Raw genomic sequence first — 24,572 nt, 5'->3', positions numbered from 1 at the left:
CTTATACGGCCATCAGGTCCTTTTCTTTTTCTTCGGTCGCCTTGGTAATCTGGGCTTCGGCGTCCTTGGTCAGCTTGTCGATATCAGCGACGGCACGGCGCTCTTCGTCTTCGCTGATTTCCTTATCCTTGACCAGTTTCTTCAGGTCGCCCAGCGCATCGCGGCGGATGTTACGCACGGCAACGCGCGCATCTTCAGCAGCACTGCGCGCCTGCTTGGTGAAGCCCTTTCGGGTTTCTTCGGTCAGGGCTGGCATGGAGATCAGCAGCAACTCGCCCAGGTTGGTCGGGTTGAGGTTCAGGCCGGCACTCTGGATAGCCTTGTCGACAGCCGCGAGCATGTTGCGCTCGAAGGCCACAACTTGCAGGGTGCGCGAATCCTTCACGGTCACGTTGGCTACACCGCTCAGCGGGGTGTCGGAACCGTAGTAAGGCACCATCACGCTGCCCAGGATGCTTGGGTGCGCCTTGCCAGTACGGATCTGGCCAAAGGCATGGCTCAAGGATTCCAGGGATTTCTGCATACGCGCCTGGGCGTCTTTCTTGATTTCGTTGATCATTGTTGGCCTTCCTCGATCAGAGTCCCTTCTGCGCCGCCGTGTACGATATTCAGCAGGGCGCCGGGCTTGTTCATGTTAAATACGCGCAGCGGCATCTTGTGGTCGCGGCACAGGCAGATAGCGGTCAGGTCCATGACACCCAGCTTGCGATCCAGTACTTCATCGTAGGTCAGATGATCGAACTTCTCGGCATGCGGGTCTTTGAATGGGTCTGCAGTGTAAACGCCATCCACCTTGGTCGCCTTCAACACCACGTCGGCATCGATTTCGATAGCACGCAGGCATGCGGCCGAGTCGGTGGTGAAGAACGGGTTACCTGTGCCAGCGGCAAAGATCACCACTTCCTTGGAGTTCAGGTGGCGCATGGCTTTGCGGCGATCATAATGATCTGTCACGCCAACCATGGAAATAGCCGACATCACGATGGCCGAGATATTGGCGCGCTCCAGGGCGTCGCGCATGGCCAGGGCGTTCATCACAGTGGCCAGCATGCCCATGTGGTCGCCGGTAACCCGGTCCATACCGGCAGCACTGAGTGCCGCACCGCGGAACAGGTTGCCACCACCAATCACCAGGCCGACCTGCACACCGATACCGACCAATTGGCCGACTTCCAGCGCCATGCGGTCAAGCACCTTGGGGTCGATCCCGAACTCTTCCGAGCCCATCAGGGCCTCGCCGCTGAGCTTGAGTAGAATGCGTTTATAGCGAGCCTGATAACCACTGCCCTGCTGAGCCATTGCGAATCTCTCCTGCGGCGTATTTTTAAAAAATTCTTGGCGAGCCGTTTACGGCTTGCGTTCACTCTAGCTGGACGCTGTCACAGCGCCATCGGAACACGGCTTTGTAAGCCAGTTCCGAGAGGAAACCAAATAAAATTGGCCTTCCCATTTGAAAAGAGGCTGCGCGCGTGAGCGGGCAGCCTCTTTCGGCGACAGTTTGGAACTGTCTTATTGCTTGGCGGCAGCCAGCTGGGCAGCAACTTCTTCAGCGAAGTTGTCGACCGGCTTCTCGATGCCTTCGCCTACTTTGAAGTAAGTGAAGGAAACGATTTCAGCACCGGCCTTCTTGGCCAGTTCGCCAACCTTGATTTCAGGGTTCTTGACGAACGCCTGCTCAACCAGGCTTGCTTCAGCCAGGAACTTGCTGATACGGCCTTTGATCATGTTTTCAACGATGTTCTCTGGCTTGCCGGCGATCTTGTCGGCGTTGAGGCTCAGGAACACAGCTTTTTCACGTTCGATTGCGTCGGCAGACACTTCCGAAGGCAGCAGGAACTCAGGGTTGCTTGCAGCAACGTGCATTGCGATGTCTTTAGCCAGCTCAACGTCGCCGCCTTTCAGAACAACTGCAACACCGATCTTGTTACCGTGCAGGTAACCACCAACCACATCACCCTCAACGCGAACCAGGCGACGGATGTTGACGTTTTCGCCAACCTTGCCGACCAGTACCAGGCGATCAGCTTCTTGAGCTTCGATCAGCGGAGCGGCGTCAGTCATTTTCTCGGCGAACGCTTTTTCAACGCTGGCAGCCACGAATGCCTTGAAGTCGTCCTGCAGAGCCAGGAAGTCGGTCTGGGAGTTCACTTCCAGCAGAACGGCGGACTTGCCGTCTTCTTTCAGAGCGATAGCGCCTTCAGCAGCCACGTTGCCTGCTTTCTTGGCAGCCTTGATGGCGCCGGAAGCACGCATGTCATCAATGGCTTTTTCGATGTCGCCGCCGGCCTTGGTCAAGGCCTTTTTGCAATCCATCATGCCTTCGCCAGTACGCTCACGCAGTTCTTTAACCAACGCTGCAGTAATCTCTGCCATTTCAAAATCCTCTTGGATAGGTTTTCAACCATTCCACCCGATCAAACGGGCGATCAATTCTTCCCGAATCTCCGTTGTAGGCCGCTGCACGTTACAAATAATGTAGCTGCGCTGCCGACAAATGGTTTTCGAGGTGGCAAAAAGGGGGCCAAGCCCCCTTTTTGCTTACTGAGTCAACGCCAGGGCGTCAGTTACTCAGCGGCAGCTACCGGAGCTTCTTCAACGAACTGCTCGGTACCGCCAGCAACGTGGTTGCGGCCACGGATTACAGCGTCAGCCATCGAACCCATGTACAGCTGGATAGCGCGGATTGCGTCATCGTTGCCTGGGATGATGTAGTCAACGCCTTCCGGGCTGCTGTTGGTATCGACTACGCCGATAACCGGGATGCCCAGCTTGTTGGCTTCGGTGATCGCGATGCGCTCGTGATCAACGTCGATCACGAACAGTGCGTCAGGCAGACCGCCCATGTCCTTGATACCACCCAGGGAACGATCGAGCTTTTCCAGATCACGGGAGCGCATCAGCGCTTCTTTCTTGGTCAGCTTGGCGAAAGTACCGTCTTCGGCTTGTACTTCAAGGTCACGCAGACGCTTGATGGAAGCACGGATGGTTTTGAAGTTGGTCAGCATGCCGCCCAACCAGCGGTGATCGACGTACGGAGAACCGCAACGTGCTGCTTCTTCAGCAACGATCTTGCCAGCGGAACGCTTGGTGCCGACGAACAGGATCTTGTTTTTGCCCTGGGCCAGACGCTCTACGAAAGTCAGCGCTTCGTTGAACATTGGCAGGGTTTTTTCAAGGTTGATAATGTGAATCTTGTTACGCGCGCCGAAAATGTACTTACCCATTTTCGGGTTCCAGTAACGGGTCTGGTGACCGAAGTGCACACCGGCCTTCAGCATATCGCGCATGTTGACTTGGGACATGATAGTTCCTTAATAAGTCGGGTTTGGCCTCCACGTATCCCAATGACCAACCAGCGGCATCAAGGCCTCCGGCACCCAGGTCATCGTGTCGACACGTGTGTGGATTTAAGCTTTGCGGGGTATCCCCGGAAAGCGGCGCATTTTATACCACAGCATCGGCAAAAACGAAACCCGCAATCACATTTGCCGGTCGCCGCCTTTGCGTAAGCCCTTGAATACAGCCAACATGCCTCTACCTCATAGAGAGAAGCGATCACCAGACGCGCATGATTTGCCAGCATCGTCTGTTAGAATCGCGTTTTTTGGGAATTGCGCGAATGTTGTAACCCTTTGTCGCGCCCCCCGTGAACCGTATTGATTTCAGCGCGTCGCGCTAGAGAGAGCCTGTATGACCGTTACCTTGAAAACCGCCGAAGACATCGCAGGCATGCGCGTTGCCGGCAAACTGGCTGCCGACGTGCTGGAAATGATCGCCGAACACGTCAAGCCCGGCGTCACCACCGAAGCGCTGGACCGTATCTGCCACGACTATATAGTCGACGTGCAAAAAGCCATCCCTGCCCCGCTGAATTACAAAGGTTTCCCCAAGTCGATCTGCACCTCGATCAACCACGTGGTCTGCCACGGCATTCCGGGCGACAAACCACTGAAAGACGGCGACACCCTGAACATCGACGTCACGGTGATCAAGGATGGTTACCACGGCGATACCAGCCGCATGTTCCACGTCGGTAACGTGCCGGTGTGGGCCGAGCGCCTGTCCCAGGTCACCCAGGAATGCATGTACAAGGCCATCGAGATCGTCAAACCCGGCTGCCGCTTGGGTGACATTGGCGAAGTGATCCAGAAGCACGCGGAAAAGAACGGCTTCTCGGTGGTGCGCGAATTCTGCGGCCATGGTATCGGCAAAGTGTTCCACGAAGAGCCGCAGATTCTGCACTACGGCCGTGCGGGCACCGGCATGGAACTCAAGGCCGGCATGACCTTCACCATCGAACCGATGATCAACCAGGGCAAGGCCGACACCAAGGTGTTGGGCGACGGCTGGACCGCCATCACCAAGGACCGCAAGCTCTCAGCCCAGTGGGAACACACCCTGCTGGTCACCGACACCGGTTATGAGATCTTCACCCTGCGCGCCGACGACACCATCCCACGCGTTTCGGCCTGAAGGCTGCCCAGGTTTTCCCACAGCGTGTTGTGACTGACTGATAGATAGAAAGGAAAGCCGATCGATGCCCCAGGTGGATCCCGAACTCTTCGACCGTGGCCAGTTCCAGGCCGAGCTGGCATTGAAGGCAAGCCCCATCTCCGCCTTCAAGAAGGCCATCCGCCAAGCCCGCGAGGTGCTCGATGCGCGCTTTCGCAGTGGCCGGGATATTCGCCGCCTGATCGAAGACCGCGCCTGGTTCGTCGATAACATCCTGCAAAAGGCCTGGGAGCAGTTCAATTGGAGTTTCGACGCCGATATCGCCCTGGTGGCGGTCGGCGGCTACGGTCGCGGCGAACTGCACCCCTACTCCGACATTGACCTGCTGATCCTGCTGGACAAGGCCGATCACGAGACCTTTCGCGATTCCATCGAGCGCTTTCTGACGTTGCTGTGGGACATCGGCCTGGAAGTCGGCCAGAGCGTACGCTCGGTTGACGAATGCGCCGAAGAGGCCCGTGCCGACTTGACGGTGGTCACCAACCTGATGGAAAGCCGCACCATCTGCGGCCCCGAGCGCCTGCGCCAGCGCATGCTCGAAGTCACCAGCACCGCACACATGTGGCCAAGCAAAGACTTTTTCCTGGCCAAGCGCGCCGAACAAAAAGCCCGGCACCACAAGTACAACGACACCGAATACAACCTGGAACCCAACGTCAAAGGCTCACCGGGCGGGCTGCGGGATATCCAGACGATTTTGTGGGTAGCGCGCCGCCAATACGGCACGCTGAACCTGCGCGCCCTGGCTGGCGAAGGCTTTCTGGTGGAGAGCGAAAACACTCTGCTGGCCTCGTCCCAGGAATTCCTGTGGAAGGTGCGCTACGCCCTGCACATGCTGGCTGGTCGTTCCGAAGACCGCCTGCTCTTCGACCACCAGCGCTCTATCGCTACCCTTCTGGGCTTTGAAGGCGAAGATGCGAAGACCAGCATTGAAAGCTTCATGCAGCAGTACTACCGGGTGGTCATGAGCATTGCTCAGCTCAGCGACTTGATCATCCAGCACTTCGAAGAAGTGATCCTGGCTCCCGAAGATGAAGCGCCGCCGCAGCCGATCAACGCGCGTTTCCAACTGCATGACGGCTATATCGAAGCGCGTAACGACAACGTGTTCCGCCGCACACCGTTCGCCATGCTGGAAATCTTTGTGTTGATGGCCCAGCAGCCGGAGATCAAAGGCGTGCGCGCCGACACCATCCGCTTGCTGCGGGAAAACCGTCACCTGATCGACGACGACTTTCGCAACGATATCCGCAACACCAGCCTGTTTATCGAGCTGTTCAAGTGCCGCATCGGCATCCATCGCAACCTGCGGCGCATGAACCGCTACGGCATTCTCGGGCGCTACCTGCCGGAGTTCGGCTTTATCGTCGGGCAGATGCAACACGACCTGTTCCATATCTATACCGTCGATGCCCACACCCTGAACCTGATCAAGCATCTGCGTAAGTTGCAGTACACCCAGGTGTCAGAGAAATTCCCGCTGGCCAGTAAGCTGATGGCCAAGCTGCCCAAGCCCGAGTTGATTTACCTGGCCGGCTTGTACCACGACATCGGCAAGGGCAGGCATGGCGACCACTCGGAGATCGGCGCGGTCGATGCCGAAGCCTTCTGCCAGCGCCACCAGTTGCCGGTGTGGGACAGCCGCCTGATTGTCTGGCTGGTGCAGAACCACCTGGTGATGTCGACCACGGCCCAGCGCAAGGACTTGTCCGACCCGCAGGTGATCCACGACTTTGCCGGCATCGTCGGCGATGAAACCCGCCTGGATTACCTGTATGTGCTGACCGTCTCCGACATCAACGCCACCAACCCGACGCTGTGGAACTCCTGGCGCGCCAGCCTGTTGCGCCAGCTATACACCGAGACCAAGCGCGCCCTGCGCCGTGGCCTGGAGAACCCGGTGGACCGCGAAGAACAGATCCGCCGCACCCAAAGCGCAGCCCTGGATATCCTGGTGCGCGGCGGTAACGACCCGGACGACGTCGAGCAACTCTGGTCGCAACTGGGTGACGATTACTTCCTGCGCCACACCGCCGGCGACGTGGCCTGGCACAGCGACGCGATCCTGCAGCAACCCGCCGATGGCGGCCCGTTGGTCCTGATCAAGGAAACCACCCAGCGCGAATTCGAAGGCGGCACGCAGATCTTCATCTACGCCCCCGACCAGCACGACTTCTTTGCCGTGACCGTGGCGGCCATGGACCAGCTCAACCTGAACATCCACGACGCCCGGGTCATCACCTCCAGCAGCCAGTTCACCCTCGACACCTACATCGTGCTCGACACCGACGGCGACTCAATTGGCGATAACCCGGCGCGGGTGAAAAAGATCCGCGAAGGTCTTACCGAAGCCCTGCGCAACCCCGACGACTACCCCACCATCATCCAGCGCCGGGTGCCGCGCCAGCTCAAGCACTTTGCCTTTGCGCCCCAGGTGACCATCTCCAACGACGCACAGCGACCGGTGACGGTGCTGGAGCTCAGCGCACCGGATCGCCCGGGCCTGCTGGCACGCATCGGCGGGATTTTCCTGGAGTTCGACCTGTCGTTGCAGAACGCCAAGATTGCGACCCTGGGCGAGCGTGTGGAAGACGTGTTCTTTATCACCGATGCCGATAACCAGCCGCTGTCCGACCCGCAGCTGTGCCTGCGTTTGCAAGCGGCGATCGTGGAGCAATTGAGCGTGAGCCAGGAACCCGGCGTCGAGCTGACACGCCTGACCATTTGAATTTTTAACTTTGTGAACAGGAGTCATGTGGGAGCTGGCTTGCCTGCGATGCAGACACCTCGGTGCGTCAGGTCGACCGCAGTGAGGCCATCGCAGGCAAGCCAGCTCCCACAGGATCCGCGCTCACCGTGACAGAGGCTTATATGAACAACGCCCTTAACCAGTTGCAGCCCTACCCCTTCGAGAAACTGCGCGCTCTGCTCGGCAGCGTGACGCCGAACCCGGACAAGCGCCCGATTGCGCTATCCATCGGCGAGCCCAAGCACACCTCACCGGCCTTCGTTGCCGAGGCCTTGAGCAATAACCTCGATCAAATGGCGGTGTACCCCACCACCTTGGGTATTCCGGCCCTGCGCGAAGCCATCGGCGCCTGGTGCGAACGTCGCTTCAACGTGCCCAAGGGCTGGCTGGACCCGGCACGCAACATCCTGCCGGTCAACGGTACGCGCGAGGCGCTGTTTGCCTTCACCCAGACCGTGGTCAACCGTGGCGACGACGCGCTGGTGGTGAGCCCCAACCCGTTCTACCAGATCTACGAAGGCGCCGCGTTCCTGGCCGGGGCCAAGCCGCATTACCTGCCGTGCCTGGACAGCAATGGCTTCAACCCGGACTTCGACGCCGTCTCCCCCGACATCTGGAAACGTTGCCAGATCCTGTTCCTGTGCTCCCCAGGCAACCCGACCGGCGCGCTGATCCCGGTCGACACCCTGAAAAAACTCATCGCCCTGGCCGACGAATATGACTTCGTCATCGCCGCCGACGAGTGCTACAGCGAGTTGTACTTTAACGAGCAAACCCCACCGCCGGGCCTGCTCAGCGCCTGCGTCGAGCTGGGGCGCCAGGACTTCAAGCGTTGCGTGGTGTTCCACAGCCTGTCCAAGCGCTCCAACCTGCCAGGCCTGCGCTCAGGCTTCGTGGCCGGCGACGCCGAGATCCTCAAAGCCTTTTTGCTGTACCGCACCTACCACGGCTGCGCGATGCCCGTGCAAACCCAGCTTGCAAGCATTGCGGCCTGGCAGGACGAAGCCCACGTACTGGCCAACCGTGACCTGTACCGCGAGAAGTTCGACGCGGTGCTGGCGATCCTCGAGCCGGTGCTGGACGTGCAAAGCCCGGACGGCGGCTTTTACCTGTGGCCGAATGTAGAGGGTGACGACGCCACTTTCTGCCGCGATTTGTTCGTGGAAGAACATGTGACGGTGGTGCCGGGCTCTTACCTGTCGCGCGAAGTGGACGGCTTTAACCCTGGCGCGGGGCGTGTGCGCCTGGCATTGGTTGCGCCGTTAGCCGAATGCGTGGAAGCGGCTGAGCGGATTCGCGACTTTATCCAGCGTCGCCGTTAAGGGCCTACCGGTCACTTCATGTGACCCAAATTCGCCTCGCTCATATCCAACTCCGCCAACACCTCCCTCAACACGTCATCACCAATCTGGTGATGACGGCTCAAGCTGTACAACTCCAACCGTTGCGCGCGTAGGGCCTTGAGCCGCAGCTTGCGCTCCAATTGGTCCATCTGCAGCGCCAGCGCCTGGGCTTCAGCCGAATCATTAAACACATCCAACTGATGACGATACTCCGCCATCAGCCGCGCCTTGAGCTCGGTGGCCAGCGCAGCTTGAGCGGCATCCGGGGTTTCGGCTTCGGCGGGTTCCTGGGCCTCCAGCGCATGGATCGCCGCCACGGCGGTCTTCTTCCAGGCCTCGCGCACTTCGTTGTGGCGCTTCTCATCCGGGCCTTTTTCGACACCACGCAGCAGTAACGGCAGCGCGATGCAGGCAGCGACCAGCGACAGCAGGATCACCCCGGCAGCGATAAAGATCAGCAGGTCACGCTCAGGGAAATCCTGGCCCGGCGCCAGCAACAAGGGCACCGACATGACGCCCGCCAGGGTCACCGCTCCGCGAACACCGCCGACGGTCAGTAACCAGCAGGAGCGGGCCGTCGGCACCAGGGTCAGCGCGCTTTTGCCACGCAGCCTGCGCAGCAACCCCGACAGCCGCCAGATGCTCTGCACCCAGATAAAGCGCAATACCACCAGCACCAGGAAGATCGCCACCACATCCAGGCAGCGATACATCAAGGTGGGCCACAGCGTGGTTTCATGACTGACCACAGCCTTGATGATGTCCGGCAGTTGCAGGCCGAGCAGCAGGAAAATCAGGCCATTGAAGGCAAACTCCAGCAGCGACCAGACGCTGCGGTTGAGCAAACGCGTGCTGGTCTGGCGCGGCAGCAGGTCGAGCCAGCTTTGCATCATGCCCGCCGCCACCGCCGAGAGAATGCCGGACGCGCCCAGGCGTTCAGCCAGTACGTACGCAGCAAAGGGCAGCAGCAACATGAACACCACATGGGTCGCCGGGTCATCCCAACCGCGCGCGATCATCCAGGCGCGCAGGCGGCCGACCAGCCAGCTCAGCGCCACGCCGATCGCCAACCCACCCACTGCCACCAGTACAAACGTCAGGCTGGCATCCGCCAGGGAAAAGACCCCGGTCAACGCCGCGGCCAGGGCAAATTTGAAGGTCACCAGGCCCGACGCGTCATTCATCAAGGCTTCGCCCTGGAGCATGTGCATCAGCGGCTTGGGCAAACGGTTCTGGGAAATGGCCGACACTGCCACGGCGTCCGTCGGGGATAAAACCGCTGCCAGGGCAAAGGCCACCGGCAAGGGGATCGAGGGCAGCAACCAATGAATAAAGTAACCAGCGCCCACCACGGTGAACAGCACCAGCCCCACCGCCAACGTCAGGATCGGACCACGCAGGCGCCACAACTCGCGCTTGGGCATGCGCCAACCATCGGAAAACAGCAGCGGTGGCAGGAACAGAAACAGGAACAGCTCCGGGTCCAGCGCCACATGCAGCCCCAACGTGGGCCAGGCCAGCAAGGCGCCGGCGGCGATCTGCACCAGGGGCAACGGCAGTGGGATGATGCGCCCGACCAGGCGCGAAAGGCTGACCAGCATCAGCAGGATAAGAACGGTGTAGGCGGTTTGCATAACGCGGGTTTCCCGGACAATCGACTTGCAACGACACATCAGGCAACAACTGGCCGTTGAAGTGCCATATTACCCGGCTATGTTACCTGGCTATGTTACTCGCCTATGCTGCGCACTGGCACTTTGCGCAAAAGTCGCACGCTGTTGACGAGCGGCGCCGAAACCCGCTGGTCGTGGCATAATCGGCGATCTTTCATTTTCATACGTCCAAAGGGGGGCAATTCCTTGAGTGCTTCAAGCAAAACCTTGCACCTTTTCGGCATCAAAGCCTGGGATGCCGCATAAGAAACGCTCAAGGCCTTTAATATCAAGGCCTTGACCCTAAAAACACCCTCCAAAAATACCCACTTTTGCGACTCTTCTAAAACCAATAAACATTGGTCCAAACGGTTGCGTTTTGGGGAAGAAGCTCCAACGCGAAATCCCGCCCCGGCGTCCTGCCGACGAACACCACTCCCCAAACCTGCCACACCTCGATTACTGTACACACATACAGTATTTGAGGTTCACGCTATGAACGTTGACATGGACACCGATGATTGGCTCGGCTGCCCTACTCCCCTTGAGATGTACCAGCACCAATGCGCGCTGCTTGAGGATGAGCTGAACAGCGCCTATCAGCTACTGACCAGGGCCAGGGCAAACATTGCCGGGCTTGTCCAGATGAATGACCTGCTGCTGGCAGGCAAGAGCAAGGCCGAGGCATCGCTAAAGCGGGCTCAGGCTCGCCTGTTAGAAATTGGCGACGACCCATCTGGCAATCACAGCTTTCGCCCCATCGATACGATCACAGAGCAGCGAGATCACCTGTTCAGGGAGAATCAGCGGCTTCTGCTGGAACTGAAAGTGTACCGGGGGCCACCGTCCTGACGTATGCCTGACAGGCCCGCAGCGCGATCAGTCCTTGGTCGCCGGAGTCGGTAATGCCGATAATTCTTTGAGCATGCGCTGGGTCAAGTTGGGCTCTACGGGCTGCATGAACCACGCTGACGGCGCCGGGGGCGGAAGGCACGTTGCAGCCACTGGCTGAATCCGTTGCGTCGAGAAGGACTGACAGCCGCACATCAGCAGTGGCAAGGCGATCGCGCAGAGCAGCCTGGTTACGTTGGGCATCGGATAACTCCTTGATGTGTTTTTGGTCCTGGGTGGCGATCTGTTTCTCGGTGGCCAGGCGCCTGTCCTGCTCGGCTCGTACCTGGGCGGCGGCGGCATTGCTGATAGCGGCCAGGTCATCCTTGTGCAGGCCGGCCTGCTCGGCGAGCTTCTTGCTCATCCGCCAGTCCTGCACCTGCCAGGTGACGCCAGCGGCGGCGGCCATCAGCAACAGGATCAGCACCGCCAGGCCGGCCAGCTTCTGCGCCGGCGTCATGCCAGCACCTTCAGCGCCTTTTCGTACAGCGCCTGGCGGTCGGCCAACCCGTTCACGCCCCCGTTGATGCGCCGAGTGATCTTCACGAACTCGCCCTGATCCGCCAGGGTGTTCAGGCCGCGCGTCGACCAGAACCAAGCCGCCGACATGGCCGCATGCTGCGGCAGCTCCAGCAACTCTGGCTTGCTGATCAGGTCCAGGCCCAGGGCTTCACCGCACGCCCTGTAGTTCGCACGGCCGGTAACCTGTATCAGTCCGCGCCCACGGTACTTGGGTCCGTCACCCTTCTCGGTGTTGCCCAGATCTGCATGGCCTTCGTATTTGAGCTGCTGCGCGGTGGGACCCCAGATCTCGCGCACCCAGCGCAACTGTCCGGACTCATGGCCAATCTGTGCGATGAACGCCGCGACCCGCGCGGTACCCACGATGCCGTAGTGGTTCATGGCCGTGTTCAGGGCAGGAACAAAAACGCCGGCATTGCGGCCGGCGTTCGGGAGGATCTGCAGCAGTTGCTGCTCAGTGATGGGCATGGCTTTCTCCGGGCACAAAAAAGCCCGCTCAATGGCGGGCTGCTATTTCTGATTGTCGAATCAGTCGTCAGGTGGCAGGCGTTTGGCCGGCTGATTGGTTGATCATTGCTCGATCGCGCCTGATCTTTTTTCGATCCGTGAACAGGAAAAATACCAGAGCTATCAGAACGGTCAACTTTATGAGTGACCACCATGAACTTGATATCTGATCGCTGAAAAGCGAAAGCACGATAGACGACATGAAAAACGAAGCAAGCATCATGTAGTAAACATTGCCTGCCTTCGCTTTAAAGTACGTATAAGTCGATATAGCTGAATACAAAGACAGGAAAGCAATTACACCGAGAACACCAAATTTTGGATATAACGAAAAGTACATGCTGTATACATTACCCTCTAGGTCTGGAGCGTACCTGTTGAAGGCTAAGTGCTGAGGGTCTGGAATGCATAGACCGACGAATGAAAGCATGTGGCACATAGAACTGAATGGAGACCATAGAGGCTCTAGACTTATATCCCCATCAAAATAACGAGCAAACAGAACAGGGCCCTGAAACGCATAACCTGCGAAGTGCTCTAAAAACGTATAAACAAAGTCTCCAGCGCTTTCGTCTGAATCAAGAGCAACCTTTGCCGTAGCAATCGCGCCGCCAATCAGAACAAGAAGAAAGCATCCGCCGACCCAAATTACTAATTTGGCAGATAACTTGCCGCGCACGATAACCCATATGAACATCACACCTATCAGCAGTTGCAGAAGACCCGAACGCCCAGAAGCAAGAAGAATGAGCAAAGCCCATGGGGTTGATATTATTAGTAGCGAAGAAGCTGAGCACCACTTTTTAAGATAGCAAACAACAAAAAGAGGGATCAGCATGGTGCCGACCTGTAGATAATTTGAAGCCGCCCAACCTAGTACGTCGTCGCCATCAACGCTTCTCTGCCTTGCGATGTAAGCAGCTTGAACAAGATCCGGGGAGAGACTTGTGAGATCAATATAAATGCTTGGCAATACAGCCAAGTGAAGAAGACAAAAGAAAAACACCATCTTTCTTGCATTTATAGGATTATAGAAATAACCATAAGGAACAGTATTACGGTTTAATTTGCGCAACATCTCATAAGTTGCAATGCCGACAATTGAGAAAACTAAGCTGCCGGCAATATAAAGAAGAAGTGCTTCTGACTCTATTGGATAAAAACCAAAGACTTCAGAAGCACTAACACCCCAAAGCCCAAAAGCCCAGGTTAGCGGAAACACCGATGCCGGACTCCATTTGTCCCTTGAGATCAGAGCGGCTATGATTCCGATCATAAGCAAGACTGTGCCAACAGCGAAGCTAAACATCCTATCAAGTCCCTTCGACGTGTTCCAAATTTAGATTACTTGCGGAGGGCATTATTGCATTTAAGCCCTTCCGCAAGCACGAGAAAAATATCGAATGGACGGATGCTAGCTTTGGTATTTTTTCATGCCTACCTGACTAGGTAGGTCAACGATGCCGAAAGCCTGTCTCCCGCAGCCCACGAGAATGGCGTACCCGCCCTGACGCCTGCCCCGTTACGGCCGAAGTTCAACAGGCTTCCGCCACCAGGGATCTGCCCAAACACGACAAAGTCGGTTGAGGCGCTGGCGTCAAAAGCATTACCAGCCATCCCGTCTGCATTGATGTTAGGAGTCGCAACAAACGGCAGTGCGAACGTCCAGGGTGCAGCGCCGTCACCCGCTGTGGTGGTCGATCCGAACTCAAGCCTAAGTTGTACCGTCACGACCCGTCCTGACCGGACGTAGTTCAAGGTCAGCGAGCCGTTTCCAATCGAAGGCGCCGCACCTGACGCTTGCGTCCAGCCAGTGTTTGTAACTGTACCTCGAGCATCGAAAGAGTTTGAGTTACTTGCGCTATCCTCGGTAATCTCGCCTTCACATCCTGCAAAGCGGTGTCCTACGCCAGAAACGATATTCACTGCGCCAGCAAAAGAGATCCCAGTAAATGTGGAGCCACCGCCGCTGACAATGAGGGGCGAGGTATTCCCGAAGCGGCCATTTGCGAAGTGCATCAAGCCAGCACCGGCACCGTGCTTGAGCGTGGTCATGTAAAACTCGCTCATGCTGCAGCCGTTGCCTGACCCGGTAACGTCCATGAAGCCGCCCGACAACCAAATCCCTCGGAAGAAGATTGGCCGAACGGTCGACACGCCCCCCAGGTCAATCGCGGCGACAGTAGCCGGCTCGAATGTGCTGCCCTCAAACGACGCGATGTTAAATCCGCCTGCAGCACCTGGGAAGCTGAGCGCAAACCCATTCATCAGGTTTGAACGGCAACGCTCGACGCTTCCGGAGAACCCTTCGCAAATAATTCCTTTGCCAGTGAAGGTGGCACCAACGCCCTCGAAGTTGATATCGGAAATTCGCGAAAGGTTGCCAACGTAAATAGCGTCGCAGTTAGCGATTTTGGTAAAGGTTGTTCCGCGCTGACCGCCCGCGCCATGCCAGTGCTGGCCGTCGGGAACGGTCAGGCGTACGCCCTGAGAGTAAGCGCCAGGCTCGAAAAATAGGTCAGCACCAGCGCCCTTAGGCGACATTAGGCTGTTGATGGCGGCGGCGTCATCTGCCCCTCCGCCAATGGGGGAAACAAATATCGCTCGGCGCAGGATTGCTTTTAGGGCGCTACCTACAGTTCCTGATGCGTATGTTTGCGAATCAACAAAGCCGAGCATTCCAGCGCCTGAAGGCTGCGATAACTCTTGCCGGAGAATATCGTCGGAGTTCATCAGGCTGAACTTGGTTTGCTCAAGCGCCCAATTGCCCGTGGTGGTATATGGCAGGGTGGTGGAGTCGGCCAATCGGTACGCGTAACCGTTTCGCACCGTGTATTGGCTGCGACTGGTAAATGTGATTCCGGCACCGTAGTCGCCAAGCCAAACAAAAGCCGAACCTGCCAAGAACTGATCGAATTGAGTGGCGCGACCCTCCTGCGCGCTGTTGAAGTCTTCCTCCATTCCCATCCAGGTTCGGCGTTGCTTGCCAAGTCGATCAGCGACAAAAGGTTGATCTCCATTCACGTACTTGTCCGTGATGGCGGCATTGTCATACAGGTCTCGAGGATCGGTAGACGGGACTGGGTTCAGGGTGTCGTATGGCATTCTTTTCTCCGGGATCGAGTAGGAGGCGGATTCACATCCGCCGTCCTCTCACACCACCGTACGTACGGTTCCGTATACGGCGGTTCAGGTTATACGGTTAAGTCGGTTTATCGTATCCAGTATCGAGACCAGCCCGAGGCGGTCCCACAGCTTCTTCGGCAACGCCTGATTCATATGGGGCGCTCCCGAGTTCCACCATGGGCCTCGGCCATTGACTGCCGATTTCCACGCCCGCGCCGCATTAAGTCCCAAGCGTATCAAGTTGCGCGCCCTCGTAGAGGGCCGCTTCCATTGACGCCAGACGATACAGCGAAGCTTGTGACGCACCCAGCCGTCCAATTCCTCAAGTGGCCGTCTGCTCTGGCTCAGCTTGAAGTAGCCCGCCCATCCGCGCAGCACGGGGTTTATCCGCTCGATGACAGTCGCCACCTTGTGGCCCCGCGCTTTACGTAGCAGCTCTCTGAGCCGGTCGCGCAAGCGACCCAGGCTCATCGTCGCCACTCTCAGTCTCGGTTGCTGATGCCAGCTCATCCCGTAACCCAAGTAATCACACATCCAAGACCCGGCTACTCGGCTCTTATCCCGATTCAGCGTTAGTTTCAGGCGCTGATTCAGGAAGCGCTCAACACTGGCCATCACTCGTTCGCCAGCACGAGGGCTGCGCACATAGATGTTCGCATCGTCGGCATAACGCACGAAGCGATGACCCCGCCGTTCCAGCTCGCGGTCGAGTTCGTTGAGCAGGATGTTCGACAGCAACGGCGAGAGCGGGCCGCCTTGCGGCGTCCCTTCCTGCCGTCGGCTGGCGATCCCACCCGACATCTCACCGGCTTGGAGGTACCGCCGGATCAGTCTGAGCACGCGTTTATCTACGATTTGGCGCGCCACGTACGCCATCAGGAGATCGTGGTTGACCCGGTCAAAGAATTTCTCAAGATCGAGTTCCACGCACCAGCGATGCCCTGCCGCCACATGGGCGCGGGCTGTCTCGATGGCTTGGTGGGCGCTTCTGCCCGGACGGAAGCCGTAGCTGTAATCCGAAAACAGCGGGTCGAAGATCGGCGTGAGCTGTTGCAGCAGTGCCTGTTGGATCAGGCGATCCACGACGCAGGGAATGCCCAGTTGTCGGGTGCCGCCTTTGGGTTTGGGGATGTCGACGGCGCGTACACCTTGCGGGTGGTATTCGCCGGCCAGCAACCTCCTCTGGAGGATCGGCCAATACTGATTCACGTAGTCCGCCAAGTCGTCGACCGTCATGCCATCGGCACCCGGCGCGCCCTTGTTGCTGACCACGCGCTGATACGCACGTCTGAGGTTGGCCGGTGCAAGCACCCGCGCCATCAGCGTGTCCGGCTCCGCGTTCGTCCACGTCACAGATGCCGTCGATACCTTTGCGCTGTCAGCCGTCATCCTCGGATTCTGTCCGGGACTCGGAGTCACAGTCTTCTCTTGGAGAAATTTCTGCATTTCGGTATTCAACGAGACTCTGACGCCTACTGGCGGCATAACCTGTTCGGCCCTTGGTGGCGCGGTTATTCGCCACTTACTACGGCTTCGGCTGACTTCTGCACGCTCATCCCATCGCCTCTCGACGCTCGGTAGCACACTGGCAAACGTGCAGATCTCCCAGGGTAATTCGCGCGACCTTCCTGCTTATGCCTGTCGGATCTACGTCACAGCGTTCCGTGCAAGTATTGGGCTTTGAAGATTTTGGCCTTCTTACCCCGCTGCGCCGCCTCTATCCGCTTCCTGTTCGTCAGGCCAGCATTTTGCCTCGGGCTTCCTTCAGATTCGCAGTCACCCGCGACACCCTTGCCTCTGGCTAACACTTCCCCTTGCCGGGTGTGTAGAGGACTTTCACCTCCCAGTCACCAGCGTGGCCACCACAGCCAAGCTGGTTGCGCTTGCGCGCAACGCGCCATGCCTGGCGCACCACAAAAAAGCCCGCTCAATGGCGGGCCTGTGTGGGCTTAGTTATTTAGTCTGGCGCTGATGCGTTGTCGTACAGGTAAACCCTGTCGTCGTAGTTGAATCCTTGAACAGAAACGCTTTCGCTTCCTTTGGGCGTTACCTTGCTGATCAGGACGCGATGGCATTCTCGGGTTACGGGCCCGAACAGCAGGTGTGGCGGTTCCCGGTCCCAACTTGTATCGGGTGTGAAGTCGAGAGTCGGGATGCTCAGGTGGTACTCATCTATCCTTGTGGCCTTCCATGGGCCGCTGAGCGTACCGTCCTGACGCCTGATGCCAACCGTGTGATCTACGCCTGTCTCCCATATAAAAGGCTCAGAGCTTTCAAGGATGTAGCTGCCCGCACCGAGCGAGATGCCGAGTAGAAGAGCGCTCTGCCCTCTCCCTGGAGTGTCATCCGATACGCCAGCAAGCCCCATGTAATCGCTGTTGTTGCCGTCCAGTTCCGTTTCGAACGAATAGCTCCAGCGTCGATACCTGGTCTCGCTTGCGCGGCGCATCCCTAGACGGTAAGCACGGTCACGGTCGCCTATGCCCAGGGCCTGGACGTTCTCTGCTTTCAGGCCAAGCTGGCCAGGAAGGCGGCATTTAACCGTCTCGGTTTGGCGCGTGCGGCGATCCTTGTACTCAACATCCACGCCGTCGTGTTCTGACCCAGGGTCGGGCGATTTGAAGCTGATGCGCAGCGGCCCCTTCATGTTCTGGGCCGAGTAACCTTGCGTGCCGGGCGGGAAATACTCTGTATCGAAGCCCTCCCGCTTCTGGTCGCGCACAGGACGCAATCTTCCCCGGCTGATGGTGAACTCCGCAAAGCCGGGGGCGAGCGCGGTGTTCAGTGCCTCCTTGACCGTCATGAGCGAATCAATCGACAAGTTGAAGGTGTCGCCCCTGGCCTTGCACACCGCGTCAAACGCTGCCAACTCATCCGTATCAATGTCGGCGTCCTGGTAGCCTGGCGCCTTCGCGATGTAGTTGAACGCTGGAGCAATGTCACGCGTGACTCGGCTGTCAGGTGTCCAGGCCCCATTGACCAAGATCGGCAGCTTTCGGGTGGCCACCACCGATACTTTGTTTTCGCTTTGGCTTGAAAGCTTGCCACCGCCGGCAGCGGATAGCGCCATGATCGTCCAGCCCGCATAGCTTTTTGGGCTTGGAAGGAGTGCGCGAACGTCATACCACTGAATGCTGTCCTGAACGTTGGTCAGGGTGGACTTTGCGCCTATACGGCGCATGCGGCCCTCTGGTTCTATTGCGGACGCCGTTGTCAGTTCTCGAGTAAAGCCGATCTGGTCCAGGGTTCGATCACTGATCGTTTCGCTGAAAGAAACCCAGGCCCCAGCTGTTGTTCTGTCGCGATACTGAAACTCATAGGTAACACTCCACGGCTCGAGGTCACCTTTGTTGTTGACCCCCGCCAGGCCGCTTGGAAACAGGACGGTGAACGATAGCTTTGTCGCCTTCTGTCCCGGAGGGCAAAGCGAAAAGGGACCAGCCCAATCGCCTTCAAGATTCGAATTGTCCAGCCTTAGAACAGCTGAGTTACTTTCGATGAAGTCAAATCCAGGCCAGTCGTTATCTGTAACACCGGCGTCCGTCAGTCGGTCCACGGCGATCTGCGAAGTGCTCGCCGCCGTGAGCCGATACCGTAGACCCGCATACCCAATGCACGCCCAGCCGGTGCCGGCCAGGAGACCAGACACCGGCGCACCACTGGTGGTGTTGAGCGTCAGGTGGGCGGGGTCACCACCAGCCGCCGGCGTGAAGTCGTTGACGATGTAGCGCCCGGCATTGGCCCCCACCACCTCTATCTGCATGCCCGGGAACGCCCCAAGCTGCTCCAGAGGGCCGGAAATCACGTCACGGCCACCAGCACCACCGCCCGCCGTGACCATGTACTGATACATGACCTCAATGCGCAGAATCATGCCTACAGCCCAGCCAGAAGGGAAAGACCCGGCGCCAGTTGGAACGGCGACCAAATCACCGTTGAATTGATAAGCCTGGGCGCCGGGCACCGCTGGAACCGTGACGGTAGTCTTGAGCTCGATACCAGACGTGCCCGTCGCGGTAACCCCAACCTCTGGAGCCTGGTACCACCATTGAGCGGCGGGCTCATTGCTGAGGTCCGCTCCTGGTTCGTACACCCTGGCCGTGGCATTGGCGCCCAACGATATGACCGCTGTATTCCCGATCTTGATATCGCTTGGGTTGACTTGGCACTCGCCACGGGTAATGCACAACAGCATGTGCTGCCACTCATCCCGTGGGCCTTTGAAGTATCGGCGCGGCTCCACAATGTAATCGGGGAATATCTCATCCTCACCGAATAGCTCACGCACAGGATCGCCGTAGCGGACTTGGTTGGCCTTCGCGTTGGCGCTTGCCAGCGTGCTTCCTTGTTGCGGAGAGCCGGTCTTAGGCATTTTTACGCGAGGGGTAATGAGCTTCATCACCGCTTGCACGCCCTTGATAGCGGCAATTGTGATGGAGATCGGGTCTGTACCCTTTGGCTCGATCCAGATTTGCACCCGGTCGCCGCTGTCGAAGCGCGCGCTCGCCCAAGATGCTGGACTTGTCATGCATCCGTTGATGGCAATGCTCATGGGCGGAACGTCGCGGCGCTCATACCCCTTCACATTGTCGATCAGCCACTGCTCGACGGTGGTTTCTGCGATGACTTGGTACTCGCGCAACACATCCTGATCAAGCTTGTTTGCATAGATCTCGATCACGATAGAAGACCACCGTCATGTAGTTATCTTTGAATTCCTGAAGCCGGATGATCCTGGCCCCGCTGCCGGGGTTTATCTCCAGCACCTGCAGGCGTTCGTCTTTGAGCACCACCAGAGCAACGTGGGCGCAGATGTCGCCCTTCATTGCCGCGGCGATTGCGCCCGGGAAAGGCTCGCACCGCTCAAGCGCCCTTCCGACCTCAGACCTGTAGGAGCGCTGGAAGGCATGAATGCCCAGGCGCGTAACCTCTCCAAACTTGGATAGCCCTGGCAGCCCATACAGCTCGGATCGGGCTATCGTCGTCAGCCCCCAGCAATCCACGGACGGCAGTTCGCGACCGCCGTCCTGGTAGATAGCAGTTAGGTATCGTGATGGCATGGTTATAGGTACTTAATGCAGGGGGCGTTTAGAGCGTTGAAGGTTTCGCGGTTGAAGTTCGTGTCGATGAGGTTGAAGTAACCGCCATCGACACGGATTGTTGCACCTTCGAAGCTCCCACCGCTCACGACCAGATAATAGGGCCTTTGGGATGGCTGGCTGAGGTCCGTGCTCAGGTAAAGGCGAAGAGTGGCTCGGATAATTGCATCGGCGTCCATTGCCTGACGAATCAGCCCTTGCGCCTGACCTGTGACGCCATCAATCGCAAATGTCACTGTCTGGCTGCCGGTGTTGTCCTTCGTCGGATATGAAACGTCCAAACCTCCGGCAAGGAACGTCACGGCGCGCCCATCCTCAGTCCCGCACGTCTGATTTTCGAACCCCGCGCAAAGCAGAATCGATTCGCTCCAGCCTGAACTGGAGATTTCGAATGTCGGGATTAGAACCTCGGTTCCTGGCGATGCGTAGCAAACGTCGAGTGGGTTCATGGCTCAGGCCACTCCTCGTTTACGCCAGAGTCGAATGCCCCCATGTGCGTCTGATATGGGCTGAGCGGCCACTCCCTGTTTATGGCCATATCGATGATATCCTTGTTGAACCAATATTCGGGGAACATCTCCCAACCTGGATCCATTAGCGGCCGATCTCGCAATTCAAGCGTTGCAGAATAGGCCCAGTGATCAATACCTACCAACTCTGGCCCGTCATACACATCAGTGAAACGGCATACATAATTCTTTAGACCTGCCGGTGTTTTTAAAATGGCTTGAAACCAGAGAGCTCCATCACCGAGAGTTCTCGCAAACCAAGCCTCAAAAAAAGAGGCTTGCTGGTCATTGAATATCCACTTAACAGATGCCTCAACAGGCACACTGGTGAACTTCCTTCTCTGGCGCGACCGACCACTATCGAGCCTTGTCCTAAGTAAGGGGCTTATAGTCTCCAACTTGTAGCCATCATGTAGCGGCAATGAAAGCTGCTTGGGGTAAATAATCATGAGCCCCTCGTCTGTAGTCCATACTTCTGCTGAAGCGCATCATGGGCAGGACCATCACTCAATATGTTGGCGACCCAAACATCTATTCCCCCATCCGAATTAGACCTAGATGTTCCAGCCTTAGAAGCGTCTTCGATTATATTCACTACTGGAGCAACAGCTCCTGTACGTGATTGACCTGCTTGAATTTTGCTGAGCGTGCTGTCTAATTTCGCGCTTGTCTCAGCAGTTGTTACCCTCTCTCCTTTAGCGAGCAACCAGGTTCCGGTTTCCGGGACGGAATCCAAACCGTCATGCGCCATACCAGCGAGACTGGCTGCAGAAACGCCTGCAACCAAAGGCGCAGCAAACGCAGCGGCCGTAGCTGCCGCACCCGGTGCTAGCACAGGACCTACGATAGGTATTGCCGCGGTACTCGCAAAGGCAGCGAGTGAGGCTTGAAACGCAGTGGCTTGGGCGTTAGCGACCATAGATATAGACGCACTGGCTTGAGTCGCCTTTCCAGCAATAAGCTGGACACCCTGATAAATCAACCACTGCGCCGCCATTTGTGCCAGGGCGTTGATGATGCTCTTGGCCATGGTTGACGCCACGTTTACGAAGGCATCCCCCAAACTTTCCGACTCTAGAATCATCGAAGCAATGCCATCTCCAACAGTCCCTGTTAGCGTATCCAAAGTGCTTGCCGTGAAGTCCGCCGCTTGCTGCTGGTAATCTATAGCGGTATCGCGGTAGTTCTCCCAGGCCGACGATACGCCATCAAGCCAGTTGTTTTGAGCCTCGTCCTGTTGCTCGTAATAGTCCTGTTGGATTTCCATGCGCTGGGCCAAGGCCTCACGCAATAGATCAGTCTCCTGGCTGTAGAGCTCTTCGCTTATTTCGCCGCCGTTGTATTGCTTCTGCAGGTCGGCGAGCTGCTTATTGAAGTCCTGCTGAATAGCAAGATCAGCCTTCAATCGCTCCTTGAGCTTGTCACCACTGCCTGCACCTGAAAGCTCGATCTCGAAGCCCATTCGCGCGGTCTGGTTACCTTCGGTCAAGGTTGCGCCAAAGGCGCGAGCCTTAGCTGCATCTTCGTTGGCCTGCTTAAGCTTCTGAAGACTATCTAGCTCGGCCGCCAGGCTCTTTAGGCGATCTTGCTGCTGGGCATTAATACCAACCAGCTTGCCGGACTCGATCTCGAACTGGAGCTTGGAAACTTCAGTCGCTTTTTTCCTGGCATCAGCGCTGGTATTGATAAGCGCGATCTGACGCTGGTAGTCGGTGACAGCATCTTCTCCGCGCTTACGTGTGGCGGTCTCGGCATTGACGGCGGCCTTGGCTGCGCTCTTGGCCGACTCAGCTCTCTTCTTCTCGGCCGCTGCCGCTGCCTCGCTGGCATCCAAGGTTTTTGCCTTGGCAATAAGAAGCTCACCTTCCCCTTCCTTGAGCCCCGTCACCAATCCGGCACCAATACGTGCAGAGAGTTTGTCGGCGTTCGTCTTCTTTCCTGCCAGTAATATCTGCTCGTCCAGCGTCTTGGCCAGATCGCGATAGGCCTTTGACTGCTCAATCACAGGGGCAGCAGACAGAATCCCATTCAAGATATTGATCTGGTCGCCAAAGGCTTCAACTTTTTGGCGTGCTGTATCCAGCTCTCCCTGGGCAGCAATCAGTGACTCATTCCATTCACGCTGCCGCGAATCATTTGGATGATCGCGCAGCAGGCGCTGGTACTGGCTGACGGCGCTTTCTGCGTCAATGGCGCGCAGCTGCGCATCCAGAAGATCCTTGTTGATGTCCTGCAGCGCAGCGGCCGCCTGGTTCTTGGTGAAACCCTCAAACGACTGACTTAGCAGATCAACCTTGCTAGACAATGTGGATGCCGACTCATCGGCGTCATCGCCACTTAAAGCGAAATACGCAAGGGCGCTTGCCGCGAGCAGTACCACTCCTGCCGGGCCACCAAGAAGAGCCATTGCAGCAGAAGCGCCACGGGCTGCAACGCCAACACTGACTATGCCTGCGGCGGCGGCAGGTGCCACACCAGCCATGCGAGCTAGTGCCAGCTGATATCGCACGGCCTCAACCTGTCCCACCACAAATGCTGCGGACGTTGCTACGGCGCCAGCGGCAAGCCGTGTGACCAGAATAACAGCCAATGCAGAGGCCGCCTGCGCCGTGAGGTTTAGGGCCGTCTTAGCCTTGGGATCGGAAAGAACAGTGGTCAGTCCCTCGATCGCAGCTTTTGCGGAATCCAGGCTGCCCTCTCCTGTCAGCAGCCCCGATACCGCGTTTCGCAAACCATCCAGCGCTCCGCCGAAAGTATCACGCGCGGCGGCGGCTGCACCCCCATATGACTCCTCGAGAGATTTGAGGATGATGCCCTGGGCGCTCGCGACATCCCCGGTAGATTCGAAAGATTCGGCCAGCTTCTTCTGATCTTCGGTAAACCTGAATCCCTGCTTACTCAGCGAAGTCAGCCCCTCCGAAGGGACATCAAGTGCGCGGCCTATCGTCTCTGCCGCCTGCTGTACAGTCATCCCTGTTCGCGCGGCCATATCGGCAGCAGCCTGCAGAGCTCTTGGGAACTGCTCGCCGACTACGCCGGTGAAAGCAAGAAGCGCCGTCTGCGCCTGATTGATATCTCCGCCTGAGAAAGTTGTGGCCTTTTCCATGGCGTCAGCCATGTTGTTTAGTTGGTCACGACTAAACCCCGCAGCCTCGCCGGTAGAGCGAAGGACAGCTGCAAGTTGCGCCTGCTCTTTCTCAGCAGCCTGAGTCTCAGCGATGAAGGCTGTGAAGATGGCGCCAACAGAGAGCCCGGCAAGCGCACCTGCAGCTACTTGGCCTAGAGCCTCCCAGGCAAGTGCGGCGACATCAGCCGAATCCGCAATAGCCTTGCCAGATTTTCGCGCAGCTGCCTCGGCCTTGTCCAAAGGCCCGGTGAAGCCACCAATCCTGGCTATAAGGTCGAGCGTCAGCGTTCCGAGTGTCGAAGCCATTGGCTACCCCAGCGTGTACCATTTTGGTTGATCGATAGCCTCAGGCCCAGCTTGCGAGAGCCTCTTCCAAGGTCAGTTCAGGCTCAGACTCATGCGGCATAAAGTCGTAAATCTTGTAGCGGGCTTTGTCCGTATGGGTGTTGGCATAGAGCGTGGCCAGCAGTGCGCAACCTCGCTCTATACGCATTCCCCAATTGAGCGAACCGCGCTTTCGCCTGTACTCAACCCA

19 protein-coding genes are annotated in these 24,572 nt (G+C 57.8%); 4 read left to right on the top strand and 15 right to left on the bottom strand.

Going from position 1 to position 24,572, the window contains the following annotated elements:
• Position 1: 1 nt before the first annotated feature.
• From frr to rpsB, 4 genes are all read right to left on the bottom strand, one after another.
• Positions 2-559 (bottom strand): ribosome recycling factor, encoded by a 558-nt coding sequence (frr, locus tag RHM69_RS28470; RefSeq protein ID WP_003189163.1) that lies wholly within the window; start codon positions 557-559, stop codon positions 2-4.
• A complete protein-coding gene (gene pyrH, locus RHM69_RS28465) occupies positions 556-1,299 on the bottom strand; it encodes a UMP kinase (protein WP_003189161.1) in 744 nt (247 codons plus the stop codon). Before pyrH ends, frr begins: the two co-directional genes overlap by 4 nt.
• Before the next feature lie 210 nt (positions 1,300-1,509).
• Complete coding sequence (tsf, locus tag RHM69_RS28460; RefSeq protein WP_003189160.1) at positions 1,510-2,373, bottom strand: translation elongation factor Ts; 864 nt, start codon at positions 2,371-2,373, stop codon at positions 1,510-1,512.
• 191 nt (positions 2,374-2,564) lie between these two features.
• Positions 2,565-3,302 carry a 30S ribosomal protein S2 gene (gene rpsB / locus RHM69_RS28455; RefSeq protein WP_003189158.1) on the bottom strand — a complete coding sequence of 246 codons (738 nt, stop codon included), beginning with the start codon at positions 3,300-3,302 and terminating at the stop codon, positions 2,565-2,567.
• A 388-nt stretch (positions 3,303-3,690) separates the two neighbouring features.
• Between rpsB and map the strand changes: the two genes are divergently transcribed.
• From map to dapC, 3 genes are all read left to right on the top strand, one after another.
• Positions 3,691-4,473, top strand: a complete 783-nt coding sequence (gene map / locus RHM69_RS28450) for a type I methionyl aminopeptidase (protein WP_003189156.1) — start codon at positions 3,691-3,693, stop codon at positions 4,471-4,473.
• Positions 4,474-4,537: 64 nt separating this feature from the next.
• Complete coding sequence (locus tag RHM69_RS28445; protein ID WP_073453970.1) at positions 4,538-7,240, top strand: [protein-PII] uridylyltransferase; 2,703 nt, start codon at positions 4,538-4,540, stop codon at positions 7,238-7,240.
• A gap of 143 nt (positions 7,241-7,383) precedes the next feature.
• Positions 7,384-8,583, top strand: a complete 1,200-nt coding sequence (gene dapC, locus RHM69_RS28440; protein ID WP_019817861.1) for a succinyldiaminopimelate transaminase — start codon at positions 7,384-7,386, stop codon at positions 8,581-8,583.
• Positions 8,584-8,594: 11 nt separating this feature from the next.
• On the opposite strand, the gene RHM69_RS28435 is transcribed toward dapC, so the two are convergent.
• Positions 8,595-10,238 (bottom strand): Na+/H+ antiporter, encoded by a 1,644-nt coding sequence (locus RHM69_RS28435; RefSeq protein ID WP_014717228.1) that lies wholly within the window; start codon positions 10,236-10,238, stop codon positions 8,595-8,597.
• A 513-nt stretch (positions 10,239-10,751) separates the two neighbouring features.
• On the opposite strand from RHM69_RS28435, the gene RHM69_RS28430 reads away from it, so the two are divergent.
• A complete protein-coding gene (locus RHM69_RS28430) occupies positions 10,752-11,108 on the top strand; it encodes a hypothetical protein (protein ID WP_282375485.1) in 357 nt (118 codons plus the stop codon).
• On the opposite strand, the gene RHM69_RS28425 is transcribed toward RHM69_RS28430, so the two are convergent.
• The 10 genes from RHM69_RS28425 to RHM69_RS28380 all read right to left on the bottom strand — a co-directional run bounded on the left by RHM69_RS28425 (position 11,050) and on the right by RHM69_RS28380 (position 24,343).
• Complete coding sequence (locus tag RHM69_RS28425; RefSeq protein ID WP_282375486.1) at positions 11,050-11,607, bottom strand: lysis system i-spanin subunit Rz; 558 nt, start codon at positions 11,605-11,607, stop codon at positions 11,050-11,052. The genes RHM69_RS28430 and RHM69_RS28425 overlap by 59 nt on opposite strands.
• A complete protein-coding gene (locus RHM69_RS28420) occupies positions 11,604-12,137 on the bottom strand; it encodes a glycoside hydrolase family 19 protein (protein ID WP_282375487.1) in 534 nt (177 codons plus the stop codon). The genes RHM69_RS28425 and RHM69_RS28420 overlap by 4 nt, the downstream gene beginning before the upstream one ends.
• Before the next feature lie 67 nt (positions 12,138-12,204).
• Positions 12,205-13,485 carry an O-antigen polymerase gene (locus RHM69_RS28415; RefSeq protein ID WP_282375489.1) on the bottom strand — a complete coding sequence of 427 codons (1,281 nt, stop codon included), beginning with the start codon at positions 13,483-13,485 and terminating at the stop codon, positions 12,205-12,207.
• A gap of 128 nt (positions 13,486-13,613) precedes the next feature.
• Complete coding sequence (locus RHM69_RS28410) at positions 13,614-15,281, bottom strand: hypothetical protein (protein ID WP_282375491.1); 1,668 nt, start codon at positions 15,279-15,281, stop codon at positions 13,614-13,616.
• An 84-nt stretch (positions 15,282-15,365) separates the two neighbouring features.
• The gene (gene ltrA / locus RHM69_RS28405; RefSeq protein ID WP_011805433.1) at positions 15,366-16,787 is read right to left on the bottom strand and encodes a group II intron reverse transcriptase/maturase; all 1,422 of its coding nucleotides are present in this window, start codon (positions 16,785-16,787) and stop codon (positions 15,366-15,368) included.
• Positions 16,788-17,259: 472 nt separating this feature from the next.
• A complete protein-coding gene (locus tag RHM69_RS28400; RefSeq protein ID WP_282375492.1) occupies positions 17,260-19,983 on the bottom strand; it encodes a host specificity factor TipJ family phage tail protein in 2,724 nt (907 codons plus the stop codon).
• A complete protein-coding gene (locus tag RHM69_RS28395) occupies positions 19,955-20,362 on the bottom strand; it encodes a hypothetical protein (protein ID WP_282375493.1) in 408 nt (135 codons plus the stop codon). The genes RHM69_RS28400 and RHM69_RS28395 overlap by 29 nt, the downstream gene beginning before the upstream one ends.
• A gap of 2 nt (positions 20,363-20,364) precedes the next feature.
• Positions 20,365-20,850, bottom strand: coding sequence for a DUF1833 family protein (locus RHM69_RS28390; RefSeq protein ID WP_282375494.1), 486 nt, complete (start codon positions 20,848-20,850; stop codon positions 20,365-20,367).
• Positions 20,847-21,359, bottom strand: coding sequence for a transposase (locus tag RHM69_RS28385; protein ID WP_282375495.1), 513 nt, complete (start codon positions 21,357-21,359; stop codon positions 20,847-20,849). The genes RHM69_RS28390 and RHM69_RS28385 overlap by 4 nt, the downstream gene beginning before the upstream one ends.
• Entirely contained in the window at positions 21,356-24,343 is a 2,988-nt protein-coding gene (locus RHM69_RS28380) for a phage tail tape measure protein (protein WP_282375497.1), read from the bottom strand. The genes RHM69_RS28385 and RHM69_RS28380 overlap by 4 nt, the downstream gene beginning before the upstream one ends.
• Positions 24,344-24,572: the final 229 nt, after the last annotated feature.

It is taken from the genome of Pseudomonas sp. CCI1.1, from assembly GCF_034348165.1.
GTDB classification, from domain to species: Bacteria; Pseudomonadota; Gammaproteobacteria; order Pseudomonadales; family Pseudomonadaceae; genus Aquipseudomonas; species Aquipseudomonas paracarnis.
The sequence above is the reverse complement of the archived record's forward strand: the minus strand, read 5'-3'. Positions and strand labels throughout refer to the sequence as shown.